Source organism: Paraburkholderia phytofirmans PsJN, from assembly GCF_000020125.1.
Lineage (GTDB): Bacteria > Pseudomonadota > Gammaproteobacteria > Burkholderiales > Burkholderiaceae > Paraburkholderia > Paraburkholderia phytofirmans.
Genome location: NC_010676.1, coordinates 3,002,841 through 3,018,449 on the forward strand (window position 1 = coordinate 3,002,841; position 15,609 = coordinate 3,018,449).

Genomic DNA, 15,609 nt, shown 5'->3' on the forward strand with positions numbered 1-15,609 from the left:
GCAGACAATTTGCCCGTCCGTCCGAGTGGCTCAGCCGCGCGATGGCGGGCGCGCCCTTCCTGTTCAGCAATGTCGCGGCATGATCTCGCCGCTATCGCAATTGATCGCTGCGAAATCGCCCCGCTCCAAGGCGTGCGCAAAGGCCTGCAGCAACCGATGATGCGTCTCACGCGACACGACGAAGCGCGGACGATCTTCGCGCAACTGCGTCTTCGCGCGGCTCACTAGTTGCCGGAACGCCGCTTCGCTCTTGCCGATGGCCTTTGCTATTTCATCGTAGTCCGCATCGAATACTTCGCGTAACAGGGAAGCCGCACGCACTTCCGGGCTCAACCGTTCGAGCAGCATCAGAAACGCTACCGATACGTCGTCAGCGCGCTCCTTCGCCTGCTCCGGCGTTGCGGGATAGTCGGCGAAGTGCGGCTCAGAAAGCCAGGTGTCGGTGTAATGTTCGCGCTGGATTTTCGCTGCGCACAAACGGTTAATGGAAATTCGCTTGGTCACGGCAACAAGCCACGCTTCCGCATTCTCGATCGTTTCGCGAGTAGTCGAATGCCCAGCGCAACCAGGCGTCCTGCACCACGTCTTCCGCCTCTGCGACCGAGCTGAGGATCCGATATGCAATGCCCTGCAAGCGCGGCGAAGCTTGTCGAAAACGCTGGTGTCGTCCATGAAGCGGTCCTTGTGCACAGTACATGGGATGTGTTTGCGTTTCCATGGCAGAAATGCATCACCAAACCGTGCATATACGCCCGCGCGATTATTCGCACCGGTCAGGATACCGTCATGAGATCCCACACCCTCGCCAATATCTACTGCGCACGGCGCTCGCTGCCGGCTGCTGTCACCGGGGCGACATTGAAACCGGCATCGTGCCATGCGTCGATGCCTCCGGTCAGCGGCAAGACTAGTGTGATTCCGGCGCGCCGAAACGGCCAGCCGTCCCTGCGGCGGACACTTCTCCCGGGCACGAGCAGTAAATGACGAATGTCCGGTTCGCGTCGTACGCCCGTACTCTCTCCGCAAATTTGCGTTCATCGGCGAATACGGCGCTCGGAATGACGAACGGATCGAGCGTCCGCCGTTCCGGCGAACGAATGTCGAAGATGACCGGCCGGGGTTCGGCGGTTAGCAAACCGTGTAGCTCCGCTGCATCGACCCGGGCCGTTTTCAGCGCCTTCGACAGCATGAGATACCGACAAAGGCGAAAGCAGCAATACAGCGCGAGTGCACTTGCGACCATAGCCAATGCCCGCCAGCCGAGATGCGAAATCACCGCGAAAACCAGCTCGACCTGAGCGGCGAAAGCTCCACCGATAGCGAGCGCGACGGAAGCCCACAAGGCCACTCCGGCATAATCGCATGCGATGAAGTACCGCATCCTGACCGCCATTGCCCCGCACAACGGAACTGCAACGAGCGACAGGCCGGGGACGAAACGGGCGACGATCAGAACTCGCACACCCCAGCGACCAAAGAACCGCTCGGTTTTTCTCACACAAGTATCACGCGACGACGATAAGAGACAAACCGTTCGAAGCGTGCGTTCGCTGAATCGCCTTCCGCCCTCATACCAGGCGAGATCGCCAAGCACTCCGCCCAACGCGGCAGCCCCCAACGTCGCCGCGAAATGAGACGCTGCCGATTGTTGACTACCGGTTGCAATTGTGATGCTGGCCCCTACGGTAATCAGCGTGGGCATAGCGGCCACAGGTAGACCGAGTGACGCGCCAAGCACACTCAGGAATACGACTAGCGCGCCGTATTGCGCGATGAATTCATGGGAAAACACGTTGCCTCCTGACCTGAGAGCGGCCGGGTCCTGCTTCCTGCAAACTAGCTTTGCAGGAAAGACAAAATGTCCTGATTGAGCTGATCCTTGTGGGTATCGGTCAATCCGTGCGGCGCGCCCGGATAAATCTTCAGGATCGCGTGAGGGACGAGTTTCTTGCTCGAACGCGCCCCAACATCGACCGGAACTACCTGGTCGTCGTCGCCGTGAATGATTAGTGTCGGTCTGTCGAACTTCAGCAGATCCGCGGTGAAGTCTGTTTCGGAATATGCTTTGACCGATTCGTAGACGTTCTTGAATCCACCAGTCATTCCTTGACGCCACCACGCGTCGATCAGACCTTGCGATACCTTGGCGCCCGGTCGGTTAAAGCCGTAGAACGGACCTGCGGGAATATCCTTGAACAATTGGGAGCGGTTGGCGATCATTGCAGCACGAACGCTATCGAACGATTCAATAGGCACGCCCGACGGATTACCGGGCGTTTTGACCATCAACGGCGGCACGGCTGAAATCAGGCCGATCTTCGACACCCGTGACGTACCATGCCGGCCCACATAACGAGCAACTTCGCCCCCGCCGGTCGAGAATCCGATAACGGCTATGTCACGCAGGCCAAGCGTCTCGATGACTGTCGCCAGATCGTCCGCGTAGTGGTCCATGTCGTTGCCCTCCCACGGTTGGCTCGAGCGACCGTGCCCGCGCCGATCATGTGTGATGACTCGAAACCCGTGGGACGCCAGAAAGAAGGCCTGGTTTTCCCAGCTATCCGAATTGAGCGGCCAACCATGGCTTAGCGTGACGACGGGACCTTCTTTCGCGCCCCAATCCTTGAAATACAGGCTCACTCCGTCGCGGGTACGGATAATCTCACCGGTATGGCTTGCGGAGAACGTCTGCCCGGGCATGCCGGCTCCCGACTGTTTGCTGGCAGCCGATGCCACAGTTGTCGTCATGGTTGCGGCAATTCCGCCAATCAGCAGGTTTCGGCGTTTTGCGTCGGGGGAAATGTGTCCCAAGTCTTTAGTCATGGCTCAACTCCAGAAATTATTCGACCGGAAAATGGTGGAAATGGCTTGCTTACCGGTCGAGACGCCAGAATAAACACGACACTTTCATTGGCCTAGTTAAGTGTTGTAAAACGCTGTTGATTGCTCTAATTTCATCCGACCCAAAATTCTTTGTTTGTTTAATGATGCTTAACATCCGCATCAGCTAACTTGCTTTTAGCAAAGGCAGAAAGCGAACACGAACGCATCGAAGGTAACCAATTCATACCGCAAGATCAAAACTTCAACGCATGCAACCGATGAATCTTCTCCAGAAACCAGTGGAAGCTGGCGTGCTCGTCGTCTGCATGATCGGTGTTCTTCATCGCCATCTTGTGCAACATGTCTTGCCGCTGGGAAAGCAGCCGGCACATTCGATGAGTCACTTCCTGGCTATCCCTCAATAGCGGCGTCACAGCATCTTTGCTCAATCTGTAAATGACACTCCTCGTGAGCGTCACGATCTTTACCTGAACTGGCAAACCCACAAGTAGTCCGGTCTCGCCCATCGTATCGCCCGGCCCGAGACGCACCACCTCGACGGCACCGATAGATTGTTCCGTTAAAACGCTGAGCACGCCGGAGTCGACGATTGCAAGACTGTCGGGCACCACTTCCGGGGTAAAAATCACCTGCCCCGCGTCATATTCATGCCGCACCATGCAACTGGAAAGCATCTTCAACTCCTCGTCGCCGATGGTGGTGAATAATTCGATGCGTCTAAGCAAGCGCTCCTCTGCTTTATCCACGATGGCCGTGACAGATGGCACACCTCGTGGCCGGAGATCGACCCCTGCTGCGGTCAAGTGTCGATAGCAGAGGTCGTACAGTTCATTTGTCAATGGCGTCTTTTTCGCCGTGTCGTCTACGAAGGCCGTCGCCTCGTACTGAATGGAATCTACGGTGGCTTTTCTCGTCTGCACGAAGGGAGCCGGCGCCGGCAAGATGGAGCGGGCCGCAGCCAGCGCACATTCGAGCGCGGCAATCACCGTTGCCGGCCGCTCGTCCGGCGAGATTTCCAGAGACACCGTAACGCCATGCAAAGCATGTGGCCGGTTGGTATTGGTAATATTTGCCCTTGCCGCCGCAGCATTGGGAATGATGGTCACATTGCCGTGCGAATTGAGCAGATGCGTTGCTCTCCAATTCATCTCGATTACCTTCCCTTCGGCGCCATCAATCGAGATCCAGTCACCCACGCGATACGGTTCTGTGGAATTCAGCACAATTCCTGCAAAGACATCATGCAAGGTACTTTGGATAGCTAAACCGAGAATAACCGCCAACGTTCCCGATGTCGCGATCAGGCCGCGAACAGGTATTTCCAGAACGAATCCCGTTGCGGCTACCGCCGCGGCAAGAAACACCACGGCACCGAACACGTCCTGAAACAGTCTCTGCTCGCGCCAGGTGTGAGGCAGGAGAAAGGTGTCGAGAGCAAGAGTGAGCAGGCGGGCACCGGTCAGCCACCAGAATATCTTCAGGGCCTGCGCCGCTTCGTGAAGCAGCGACGCTTCAAGCCGCGTAGTCTGTCTGAAGGGGCTGAAGCCCGCGGCAAAAATGCTCGCCGTGAAGACGGCAAAGATCGTGAGCCGAAGCAACAAACGCGAAGCGTCCTTCTTCGGCACTTTGAAACGCCACAGTGCCACGTCGATCACGACGACAGCATAACCGAACACCAAGGAATCGCTCACGGACTCTCCGAGGGGAAACGCGCCTGGCGAGTACTCGTGCCGCCCCGCCGGGAGCCATTGTGAACGCTAACCGCAATGCCCACGGCTGGCTAACGCGCTAGCCGAAAGACGCCAGCGGGTCGCCCGCCGCTAGTGCATCGGCGTGGTTCGGCGCCGGCGGATAGATCCATTGCGTATTGATCATCTGCTTGCGCGCTTTTCCTTCCGCATGCGTCAGCTTGATCTGGCGGTCCCAGCCTTCTGAATAGATCGCTCCCCACTCGCCGAGGTCCAGACAAGTGGCGTAAAAAGGCTGGCTATATGCAAGCGTCGATGCGCCGAGCAGATCGGCCGCCACATTGTGGCCACCGAACTTGCCCATCACCATTGCGTGCTGACAAGACATCAACGCGTAGTGCCCTTCATCGTCGCTACGCACTCGTGCCACATCGCCTGCCACGAACACGCCGGGCGCCTCTTCCACGCGCAGATCAGGCGCGACTTCGACACGGCCAAGCGGGTCGAGGCGCGACGAAACCTGTGCAGCAAGCGTACTCGCTCGCATCCCACCCGCCCATACCACCGTGTGCGCTTCGATATGCGCACCCGAGGCGGTTCGGACGCCACTTGCGTCGACCGAAACGACACTGGAGCCCAATACCGCTTCGATGCCCAGCGAACCGAATGCCTCGGCGACGAAAGGCCGCGGGTTAGGCCCGAGATCGGGACCAATATCGGCCTGCGAACCTACGACGATCACTTTGATCGCCGCATCGGGGCCGAATATCGCGCGCATCCGTTTAGGCAATTCGGTTGCGATCTCAATGCCGGTAAAGCCGCATCCCACCACGGCAACGGTATTTCGAGCGCTTGAATCCTGAAGCTTCGCGAGTTCCTCCAGATGCTCTTCAAGTGCCGATGCGTCCTCCATGCAATCGACCGAGAATGCATACTCGGTGAGCCCTGGAATCGACGGGCGGCTTAGCTCGCTGCCGCTCGTGAGCAGCAACCGGTCGTAACTGAGCGTGCGGGTCTCGCCGCTCGCGGCCGTCATACGCACGGTCTTGTCGCGGACAGCGATTTCGTCGACACTCCCCTCGACGTAGTTCACGCCGACAGCGCCAAGCAGAGGCAAAAGCGGTGCGAACATCAGATGCGGCTCGCTTTCGTACATCCGTGGCCGGATTTGCAACTCGGGTTTCGGCGAGATAAGCGTAATGTCGATGTCGCGAGCCGTTGCGCCGGCGCGGTCGAGCACGCGAGCCGCCCCGAGGGCACCCCACACTCCGGCAAAGCCGGCACCCACAATCAAGATCTTCTGCGACATGATTCGTGCCTTAATTTTTAGACTACCAAGTTGACGATTTGCACCGGAACTACAACAAACGGAGCCCTGTTGCACTGCGCGACGATCGCTGACGATCGCGGCGGTCGACTCATGTGCCGTCCGCCGCCACGACAAATCGTAGACTTCGTCTTCGAATGGCAGTAGGCGCGCGAAGGAGATCACCGTGTTGTCTCGGCGACAACAATCGACGGCTTAGATGTCGTCAACTAATCCTGGCGAGTGCAGCTTCGAGCGTGGCATAGGAATGTTCATCACCTTCCATGGCAAGATTTATGATTGTGCGAATGCTCCACGGCGCTTCCGACGTGGATGCGTGCTGTTGAGCCGCAGTCACGTATTCCTGCATTGTCAGCTTTACCCCATTGGGAAAGGCATCCTTCGCGTCTCCCACCGCCGTCTGCAATACATGCAATATGGCCTGGCCGAACGTCACACATTCCTCGCGCCTCGGCATTTTTCCCTTTTGCATGACCGAGTCTTTCCAGTCGGTCTGTTGGGGGCTGAGGAGAACAGGTGGGCGGGCGCAGAAGTTCCGGTAGTTCAGTAAGTAGGCTTCCTGGCGATTTTGTGGACTGATCCCCAGTAGCTTCCACGCGGCATCGAAGCGCTCTTTCTTTATTCCATTCTGGTACGCCATCGCGCGCAGAAAGAATTCTTGAAAGGCTTCGAGACTTGCGGTGCAGGACGATACCGATTGTCGATAGTGTCCATCTCGTATCGCGTAAGCGGCGAGTTCAAAAAGAATCTCGAACTTCTGCTGCCGCAATGCAACGATCTTCTGATGACCGCGTGAGCACTCCGACCTGTACCTTCCGTCGCCGTCGGGTCGAAGATCTATCAAAACGGAAGAAAGGACGGAATTGCCTGCGGAGCTTCCGTCCGGGTTGCATTCTAGGCAGACACTCGGAACCGATATCTTTGTCATGGCATGTCTCACATTTGGACGTTGTTTCTCGTTTTTTGTCGCATCAACTCGTCTCACCTCACCAACAGATCACACCCGGAGGCACAAACCTCATTCGAGACTGGGCCTCGCTGGCACTTTATGCCCAATCAACCGCTTCTGCAGATGAGGTACGGTGAATGGGCTTGTACGCGAATGACTCTATGGTCCCGATGTTGTCCCGGCGGCAACACCGTGATATCCAGCTGACGTATTCCATGTTCTGAGTGGCACAACTACGATTGCTCTTGACGTAATGTTTCGCAGTGGATGGAACGAAGTAATTGGTCTATTCCAATGCACCTGAATCGCCCATCCGGAGTCAGTTAAGAAGATGAATGCTAAGGAAGATTTTTTACGTTTCGCCGTGATGGTAAACACCAACCGGCACGAGTACGGCGAGGCCGTATCGTTTGGTCCGTTCACACTTTTCCCGACAGAGAGGCGTCTCGAACGGTCAGGTTCAGTCGTGCAACTAGGCAGCCGCGCGCTGGATATTCTTATTGCGCTTATCCAGCACGCCGGACAGGTCGTGGATCGGCGCAAGTTGATGTCGCGTGCGTGGAGGAATATCGTCGTGGACGAAAGCAACTTGCGCGTCAACATTGCTGGATTGCGCAAAGCACTGGGTGACGGCGAAGACGGTGTGCGTTACGTGAAAAACGTCCCGGGTATCGGCTACTGTTTTGTTGGACAACTTACCCGTGAACGCATCGCTACCGAATCCAGTTCCCATTTTTCTGAACCGTTTCCCCGAGTACATTCCGGCGGCTTTGCACCGGGAGCGGCCCGCCCACAAGGTCGTGACGAGGTCTTGCGGACGCTTGCGTCCGACTTGCGCAGACATCGGCTCATATCTATTGTAGGACCCGGAGGCATCGGCAAGACAACAGTAGCGATTGCCCTCGCGAAGAGACTGTCCGGAGAGTTTCCTTCGGAGATTCACGTCGCCGACTTGAGCGAAGTTGCTCATGGCGATACGGTAGCGCTCACACTGGCCCGTCTGCTTGGGTTGGGCGATCTTCACCACGTACCCGTCACATGTATCGCCAATTATCTTTCCACCAGGCGGGCGCTGATCATTCTGGATACCTGCGATTACGTCATCGACGAGGTGACGTCGCTCACAACGCAAATCCTCGCGGTCTCATCCGCGACCTATTTTGTTTTGACAAGTCGCGAGGCGCTACGTGTCAGATACGAACACGTCTGCCGCCTGTCTGCGCTCGAAGTCCCTCCGGGATCCGAGGTGATCTCGATCGAACACGCGCATGCTTATCCAGCCGTGCAGGTGTTTATTCAACGCGCCCTGGAAGGGGGCGCCAGATTCCCGCAGACCAGAAAGAGCTATGCGACTATTTCGGGGATTTGCCGGGAACTCGAAGGAGTCGCGCTCGCGATCGAACTTGCTGCGGCGCGCGTCGCGACGTTTGGACTGGCGGGCACCATGATGCTGCTCGGAACCCGCTCACGTCTTCGATGGCAGGGATGCCGCAATGCCCCTGCGAGGCATCGGAATCTCGCCGCGTCTATTGGATGGAGTTACGCGCTGCTGTCGGAGCAGGAGAAGTCTGCTTTCCGCCAGTTGTCGTCGTTTGAACAGCCCGCAACGCTCGACGCCATCCTCGCGGCGACGACAAATGGGACAGGCGATCTTTCGAATGCGATAGACATAGTAGAAGGTTTGGTTGCAAAGCACATGCTGCACATCCAGCCCGGACCGGACGACTTGCCTCGCTATCGGCTCCCGGCTTCGGAAAGGATCTATGCGCGAGAACAACTCAGTCAAGCTGCGCTCGATAAGCGGAGCATCGTCCAACTGAACGGCGGGCAAAGGATTTGCATCTGAAATCCGGCTGCGCTGTGTCTTCAGTGGCCCTTTCAAGTGCAAGCGCGGGCGTGAAGTGGGAAAATCATTTCATAAACTGCGCGAATTGCTTCGCCGCAAATTCGATGAATATCTTCATTCGCGGTGGCATACTCCTTCCAAATCCGTGCATGACATGAAGCGGAACGGGTCTCAGTGCCAAATCCGGCAGGACGATACACAAACGTCCTGCGTCGACATCTTCCTGAATCATTGCTTTCAGAATCTGTGCGATACCCAGTCCATTCAATGCCGCGATTCTCATGGCCTCGCCACTGTCGGCGTCGAATGCTCCTTCTGGTTGCACGCTGACACCGTCAGCAAACATGACGGGCACCACGCGTCCAGCAAGTCTGTAACGAACATGGCGATGCATACTTAAATCGGATATCGATTTCGGCACGCCGTGGCGGCTCAAATAGTCGGGGGCGGCCGCGAGCACTAGCGGCAATTGGCCCAATTTCCGCGCATGCAAAGCGCTGTCGATGACCTCTCCCGCTCTAATGACGAGATCGAAACCCTCCCGGATGACGTCGACATGATGGTCGCTCACGTTCACCTCGAACAGCAGCCCCGGATGACGCGCCATCAAGTGCTTGGTGAGCGGGTCGAGCAGAATGCGCGCTAACGCAGCCGGTACGCTGATACGCAGTTTGCCGACCGCGTCCAGTGGCGCAGTCAACGCATTGCCTGCCTCCTCAATGCCACGTATGAGCGGCGCGACGCGCTCGTAGTAAGTTTGCCCCTCGATCGTCAGGACGGTCACCCTTGTCGAGCGGCGAAAAAGCCTGATACCGAGACGCCGTTCCAATCTTCCAACGCTTCTCGACACAGCGGACGGCGTCGTGCCAAGCAAGCGTGCCGCTCCGGTGAACGAACCGGCCTCGACCGCTCGAACAAAGGCAGATAACCCACTCAGGTTCTCAACAGGCATTAGTGACCCTTCGGCAAAACTGATAGCTCCGCTGGAGAACTGGGCTGTCGTCTCACCTATAGCTAAATTAGCGCTCAACGCGACATCCGCGTCAAACAACGGAGATTCAGATGAACAGACTCGCAAATAAAGTGGCCGTCATCACTGGCGGCAATAGCGGCATTGGCTTCGCGATGGCAAGGGTGTTTGTGGCCGAGGGTGCGCATGTGCTGATCGTCGGACGGCGTCTGGCCGCGGTGAATGCCGCGGTGGCCGAGCTCGGGGATCGGGCAACTGGCCTGACCGGTGACCTCGCCGATCCCGCAACGCATGACCGCGTTGCGTCATTAGTTGAAGAACGGTTCGGCGGCCTGGACATTTACGTCGCCAACGCTGGCGTAAACACGATCGCCCGCTCACATCTGGTCAGTCTCGAAGAGTACGACGCACAGGTCGCCACGAACACGCGATCGGTTTTCTTCGGCGTTCAGAAAGTCGCATCTCAACTTCGCAATGGAGGCGCCATTCTGTTGACAAGTTCGATCGCGAGTTCGAAAGTATTCGAAGGCCACGCGGCGTATGCAGGCAGTAAAGCCGCAATCGAAGCCTTCGCCCGCAGTTGGGCGCTCGAATTCAAAGAGCGCGGTATCAGGGTCAACGTGATCAGCCCAGGCCCTGTCGACACCCCCATTCTTTCGAAGCTGGGTATCGCCGTCGCTGATCGCCCGGCATTCGAAGCCGCCGTTGCAGAGAAGATTCCGCTGGGCCGCCTGGGCCGCGCGGAAGAGTTGGCGCAAGCCGCGCTTTTTCTCGTTAGCGACGAAAGCAGCTTCGTTACCGGTGTAAATCTGCACGTCGATGGTGGAATGTCGTTGGCTTGATTCGTGACCGTTTAACGTGAGAACGCGAATCCGCCACCCGTTCTTGGCAACCGAACTGCCAAGAACGGGTGGCGACAGCCCAGTTCTCGTACCCGTCAATCGTTAGTCAAGGCGCGATGATATCTACCGACATACTCCGCCTGAGCAATGACTTTCCCATGCATCTGATAGGCGACGACTGCGGGACTCGCCGCAGGAGCGACATCGATTTGCGCCACGTCGAGGGCAGACGCCGTCACGACATATCGATGCGATTCCCCCTTAGGCGGACACGGTCCACCGTATCTGGATTCGCCAAAGTCCGTCAACGTCTCAACCGCGCCTGCCGGCAAGAGCTTCGGATTGCCAGAAACTCCTCTTTCGAGCGACGACTCAGAAGGTGGAATATTGGCGATCTCCCAGTGCGTCCAACCCAGCCCCCCCGGTCGGCGCATCAGGGTCGAACATTGTCACGACGATGCTCTTCGTGCCGCGCGGAACGTGTGCCCATGAAATGCGTGGCGACACGTTCTTACCGTGACAGCCAAAACCTCCGTACACCTGCTCGTTCGAAAAGTGCCCGTCACGCAGGTCGTCGACCATGACCGTGAATGGCTCCGCGCAGGCTATCGCGGGGATGACCGCCAGCGTCATTGACGTGCATAAAATTGCGGGCAAACAGGTCTTCAATCTCATGACGTGTTCCGTTGAAGGATGAAAGATGCGTAAGACCGGTATCAACGGCACCGCATTTAAGTCAGTGCAACCTATACGGCGTTGGTTGATAGCCGGGCACCAATCAGTAGTCCCACACCACCGGGACGAAATGGAAGCCTTTATCCTTCTTCGCAATGTGACCGATGGATGGGAACGCGACGTGCGCTGCGGCCAGCAGAGCGCCAGTTTCGGCGGCTTCATTGAGTAGCGCGACACGTACGTCCGCGGCCCCTTCAGGATCGTGCTCGAAGCCGTTTTGCCAGTCGGGATGGTCGAAGTTGACCTGAAAAATCGCGTCGCCCACGAACGTCAGTTTTTCGCCGTTTGATGCGACGTCCACGACGCAGTGCCCCGGCGTGTGCCCACCCGTCACGCGCGCCGACACACCCTTGGCAACTTCCACGGTCTGATCGAACTGCACGATGTTTTCGCCGTAGAGTTCGACGAACTTCGCAGCAGCCTTGCGGAGCGCGGGAGGAACGGTTTCCGGCATCACCGTCTTGCTGAAGTCCGGATTTTTCCAGAACTCAACTTCCTTGGCCGACACGTGAATGCGCACGTCCGGGCGCAGCTTGGCCCTCACGCCGGCAACGTTCAGTCCGCCGACGTGGTCCATGTGCATGTGCGTAATCACGATGTCGGTGATCGCAGCCAGGTCGATACCCGCCGATTCCAGGCGCATCACCGACCGGCCCGCGCGCGTGAAGTATTCGAAACCGTCGCCCACGCCCGAATCGATCAGGATCAGGCGGTCGTCGCTGCGTACGAGCGCAATATTCAGCGCCCAGTCGAACATGTCACGCTGCAGGAAACGACCATCGAACCATTCGTTCCGGTCAGCTTCGCTAACGTTAGTCGACATGGTGGAGGTGGGCAGCGGCAGAACGCCATCGCTAATCAGCACGACGTCAACGTCGCCCACGCGCACAGCGTAGCGGGAAGAAACGAGTTCGCCCGCCCCTTCTCTGCCTACGTTGGCGGTAACCGGCCGCACATTGCGAGTTGTTTCGCTCATCTTCAATAGTCCAGTTGATTAATTGCGGTGAGCCGTACTGCACCGCGCCACGCGGTTCACGAGCACGACCACGAGTGTCGCTCGCTTCGTCTGCTTGCATTTCGAAGGAGCGTGTGACAGATAGTAGTCAGGGGGCGCGAAAGCCAGTAGCATCGCGAATGCGTACACGGTGTTGTCCGAACGGCGACAATCTATGCCGGATAGGCAATGAGACGTAGGGCGGGTGAGATGCTTATTGATTGGCGGTACATCAGAACGTGCCCATCCAGGGGCGTCCACCCCATTGACGCGTTCTATCTGTTGAGAACAACGCGGATTTCCTCTTTGGCGACCGTTTCATAAAGGCTGCTCGGCGCGCCGGTGGGTATTCCAGTAAGTCAGGCAGCAAGCGAGCTTGAGGAAGAACCGTAGATGCCAACACGGCGCTAGAAGTGAGTGCGGAGGCACCGCGAGTGGTACAGCCGGACATGCGTGCGTTCAACCACCAAACGATATTCGCCAAGGTCGCCGCTATGTTCTGCACCATGCTCGGCAATCACGGGTTCGATCCCGGGATTACGCAGTGGCCGCCGATGCCGCTTAGAGTCGTAGCCGCGATCAGCGTTGACCTCGGGGCGTTACAGGGCATGGCCGCGCAATCCGCGAATCGGTGAAGACGCATCGATCAGTGGCACCCAATTGCCTAGCGTCGTTGGCTTAATACCGTCCCCTTGCTGACGTGCGACCGAGGACGTGCCAATGCGGGCAATGGCCAATAATCTGCAGGCCGACATGATCGGCTGAACGGCCGGCGTACCGCTAGAAGCCGCCTGTCGGGGCGCGCGCGACCGAAGGACTGTTGTGGGTCGATCAGAGCACGTCGTCGGGATCAGTTCGGCCATGAAGCGTCATTCACCTAACCCGTACGTTCGACATTCGGGCGTCGGCTTCAATTAATTACCGGCCACTCGCGAACCGATGACGCGCATCGCATCATCGGTTGAAACACACACTCGAACAGCTTTTACTACGTCGTCGCCTAGCCCTATCCCAGGTCAGACGGAGACTTTCGGAAAATCAATCACGGTCTCTGCAAGGTTATTGACGTAGTTAGTCAGCACGTTGAGCGCGACGCTGGCGACGACTTCGATTATCTGCTCATCGCTCAAGCCAGCGGCACGGGCGGCGCTCAGATCCGCATCGCTTACATTGCCGCGCGTTTGCGCTACTTGCACTGCCAGCTCGGCAACAGCGCTACCACTACCAAGGCGCGCGGCTGCGATGGCATCCGGAGACAAGCCTGCGCCCTTCCCCATCAGAGTATGAGCCGAAAGGCAGTAGCCACATTGGTTGAACTGCCCGATAGCCAGAGAGATGATTTCACGCTGAGCTGCGCTCAACGCGCCAGTCTTCAGGTTCTCGTCAAGTTGCAGATAGCCTGCGAGTGCAGCGGGAGCATGCGCAAGTGTACTGAAAAGATTCGGCACCATGCCGATCTTGGCTTTTGCATTTTGCAGCAATTTGAGTGCAACTGGAGAGGCTTGCTCGGAGGTCAGGGCAGTGATACGCGGCATGATAGTTCCTTTTGGCTGGATCGAGTGCGGTAGTGCACAGAAACAAGTTTGCGCCTATCATCGAGCGTCATGGGCGCCGTTAGTCTCAAATTCAATACCAATCGTCTCACATGAAATCTGATCAACTTTCCGCATTGATAGAACGTTTCAGCCTCCAGACCGGGGTGTTTTATAACGGCACGCTTTGCGGCATTGCGCGCTTCGAGGAAGAGCAGCAGGGTTACATCCACCTGTTGCGGCGCGGGCGGATGCGGGTGCGGCTATCTGATGGGACCACCTTGCCCGTGTCGGGGCCGTGCTTGATGTACTGTCCGCGCGCATTAGCACACAGATTTGAAGTCGAGGAAGAGGAGGAAGTGGAACTGACGTGTGCCTCGGTGAGAATTCAAAGCGGGTTTAACAACCCAATCACCCGAGCAATCCCTGACATCGTCATCCTCCAGTGCGCCGAATTACCCCATGCGAAGCCGCTGCTGGATATTCTCGTTGCCGAAGCGGCCACTTATCAGGACGGAAGGGTCGCTGCGCTTAATCGTCTCTTCGAGCTGGTCATAATCCAGGTACTACGCTTTTTGATATCGCAAGGCAAAGCTAGCAGCGGTTTGCTAGCCGGCCTTGCTGATCCGCGCATAGCCCTTGCGCTCGAAGCTGTCCATGAGCATCCTGAGTCGGCGTGGACCATAGAACTGATGGCTAGCACAGCTGGAATGTCACGCGCTCGGTTCGCTGATCATTTCCGTAACGTGGTTCAGCTTACGCCTCTGAACTACGTGACGGACTGGCGCCTAACTCTCGCGCAACAAATGCTGCTCGCGGGCCGATCGACGCAATTGATCGCCAGCGAGGTTGGCTACGAAAGTTCTTCCGCGCTCGCGCGTGCTTTCCGTCGGAGATTGGGATTCTCGCCAGTTGCTTGGTTGGACTCGCAGCGAAAGCTGAAAGCGGCGTGATTGAGTCAATATAAATGCCGATCGGCGTGAGCATCTCGGCAATTTCCGCCTCGCAGGAGATTTCAGTCGCTCGGTCATAAGTAATCGATGGACTGCTTTGACCTTTTGACCGATGACTCGCCGACTAACTCGGCAAAGCGAGCGTCCGTCGCACATTGGTTACCTGCCCTAGAACACCTCAAAGCGCGACCGTCGGCAACGGGCCGCGTGCGGGTATCCGCGACGCTACTCGATTCATCAAGCATCGCCCCTCGTGATCTCCCCGCGTCCGGCCATGAAGAGACGTTCGACACACATTTCTGATTCGTCGACAATTGGTGAGCGCAAACAACCTTCGACGGAAAGCCTGAGATGCTGCTGCGGCCGACAGAAATCCAGATTGAATCAACCCGACTCTTGATCAAACCGTTCTCGGCCAACGACGCCGATGCCACGTTCTCATGCATAACCCCTTCGCTCACCCGTTACATGGCTTGGGAGCCACCGGCATCCCGGCGTGACTTCGACAGTGTTTGGCGGTCCTGGATACCGTCGATAGACGACGGATCGGACTATGTATTCGCAATCCGGCAGCGCACTGACGGGAGCTTCCTTGGGTTGGCCGGCCTTCACCGCGTACGCACTGAGAGCCCGGAACTCGGCATCTGGATTCGTGAAGATCGTCATCGAAATGGCTTTGGTCGCGAAGCCGTCACCCTGGTTGCGCGCTGGGCAACGCAAACCATTGGGTGTGCCAGTTTCACCTATCCGGTTGCCGAAGAGAACCGCGCCAGTCGACGCATCGCCGAATCGTTGGGCGGAGTCATTGTGGAAAGCCGCGCGAAGCCAAAGTACCTATCCGTCGTTTACCGAATTCCTCGGCAGCCAGTCATGAGCGACGTATAAGCGGTTTGGCTCACAAACTGATAACCAACGGCCAGGTTCGGACA

12 protein-coding genes and 3 pseudogenes are annotated in these 15,609 nt (G+C 57.5%); 4 read left to right on the plus strand and 11 right to left on the minus strand.

The window, feature by feature from the left end; translation table 11 throughout:
• Window positions 1–99: 99 nt before the first annotated feature.
• From BPHYT_RS33100 to BPHYT_RS33125, 6 genes and pseudogenes are all read right to left on the minus strand, one after another.
• Window positions 100–697: pseudogene (locus BPHYT_RS33100) on the minus strand (sigma-70 family RNA polymerase sigma factor); the annotation flags it as partial.
• A 210-nt stretch (window positions 698–907) separates the two neighbouring features.
• Complete coding sequence (locus BPHYT_RS33105; RefSeq protein WP_012428485.1) at window positions 908–1,792, minus strand: VTT domain-containing protein; 885 nt, start codon at window positions 1,790–1,792, stop codon at window positions 908–910.
• Between the two features lie 44 nt (window positions 1,793–1,836).
• Window positions 1,837–2,823: an alpha/beta fold hydrolase gene (locus tag BPHYT_RS33110; RefSeq protein ID WP_012428486.1), complete on the minus strand. Its 987-nt coding sequence runs from the start codon at window positions 2,821–2,823 to the stop codon at window positions 1,837–1,839.
• A gap of 254 nt (window positions 2,824–3,077) precedes the next feature.
• The gene (locus BPHYT_RS33115) at window positions 3,078–4,535 is read right to left on the minus strand and encodes a mechanosensitive ion channel domain-containing protein (protein WP_012428487.1); all 1,458 of its coding nucleotides are present in this window, start codon (window positions 4,533–4,535) and stop codon (window positions 3,078–3,080) included.
• A 97-nt stretch (window positions 4,536–4,632) separates the two neighbouring features.
• Complete coding sequence (locus BPHYT_RS33120; protein ID WP_012428488.1) at window positions 4,633–5,841, minus strand: NAD(P)/FAD-dependent oxidoreductase; 1,209 nt, start codon at window positions 5,839–5,841, stop codon at window positions 4,633–4,635.
• 223 nt (window positions 5,842–6,064) lie between these two features.
• On the minus strand, window positions 6,065–6,628 hold the full coding sequence (locus tag BPHYT_RS33125; RefSeq protein ID WP_238535710.1) for a hypothetical protein: 564 nt from the start codon (window positions 6,626–6,628) through the stop codon (window positions 6,065–6,067).
• 511 nt (window positions 6,629–7,139) lie between these two features.
• On the opposite strand from BPHYT_RS33125, the gene BPHYT_RS33130 reads away from it, so the two are divergent.
• A complete protein-coding gene (locus BPHYT_RS33130; RefSeq protein ID WP_012428490.1) occupies window positions 7,140–8,654 on the plus strand; it encodes an ATP-binding protein in 1,515 nt (504 codons plus the stop codon).
• 64 nt (window positions 8,655–8,718) lie between these two features.
• Here BPHYT_RS33130 and BPHYT_RS33135 read toward each other — a convergent pair whose 3' ends face one another.
• Window positions 8,719–9,606 (minus strand): LysR family transcriptional regulator, encoded by an 888-nt coding sequence (locus BPHYT_RS33135; RefSeq protein ID WP_012428491.1) that lies wholly within the window; start codon window positions 9,604–9,606, stop codon window positions 8,719–8,721.
• Window positions 9,607–9,716: 110 nt separating this feature from the next.
• Between BPHYT_RS33135 and BPHYT_RS33140 the strand changes: the two genes are divergently transcribed.
• On the plus strand, window positions 9,717–10,466 hold the full coding sequence (locus tag BPHYT_RS33140) for an SDR family NAD(P)-dependent oxidoreductase (protein ID WP_012428492.1): 750 nt from the start codon (window positions 9,717–9,719) through the stop codon (window positions 10,464–10,466).
• Window positions 10,467–10,561: 95 nt separating this feature from the next.
• Here the strand turns inward: BPHYT_RS33140 and BPHYT_RS33145 are convergent.
• From BPHYT_RS33145 to BPHYT_RS33160, 4 genes and pseudogenes are all read right to left on the minus strand, one after another.
• Window positions 10,562–11,141 (minus strand): annotated as a pseudogene (locus BPHYT_RS33145) (YbhB/YbcL family Raf kinase inhibitor-like protein).
• 103 nt (window positions 11,142–11,244) lie between these two features.
• Window positions 11,245–12,177, minus strand: a complete 933-nt coding sequence (locus BPHYT_RS33150) for an MBL fold metallo-hydrolase (RefSeq protein ID WP_012428494.1) — start codon at window positions 12,175–12,177, stop codon at window positions 11,245–11,247.
• A gap of 336 nt (window positions 12,178–12,513) precedes the next feature.
• Window positions 12,514–12,851: pseudogene (locus BPHYT_RS39345) on the minus strand (IS5/IS1182 family transposase); the annotation flags it as partial.
• A gap of 360 nt (window positions 12,852–13,211) precedes the next feature.
• Complete coding sequence (locus BPHYT_RS33160; protein ID WP_012428495.1) at window positions 13,212–13,730, minus strand: carboxymuconolactone decarboxylase family protein; 519 nt, start codon at window positions 13,728–13,730, stop codon at window positions 13,212–13,214.
• A gap of 110 nt (window positions 13,731–13,840) precedes the next feature.
• Between BPHYT_RS33160 and BPHYT_RS33165 the strand changes: the two genes are divergently transcribed.
• Together BPHYT_RS33165 and BPHYT_RS33170 are read left to right on the plus strand one after the other, a co-directional pair.
• A complete protein-coding gene (locus BPHYT_RS33165; protein WP_012428496.1) occupies window positions 13,841–14,680 on the plus strand; it encodes an AraC family transcriptional regulator in 840 nt (279 codons plus the stop codon).
• A 351-nt stretch (window positions 14,681–15,031) separates the two neighbouring features.
• Window positions 15,032–15,565: a GNAT family N-acetyltransferase gene (locus BPHYT_RS33170; RefSeq protein ID WP_012428497.1), complete on the plus strand. Its 534-nt coding sequence runs from the start codon at window positions 15,032–15,034 to the stop codon at window positions 15,563–15,565.
• Window positions 15,566–15,609: the final 44 nt, after the last annotated feature.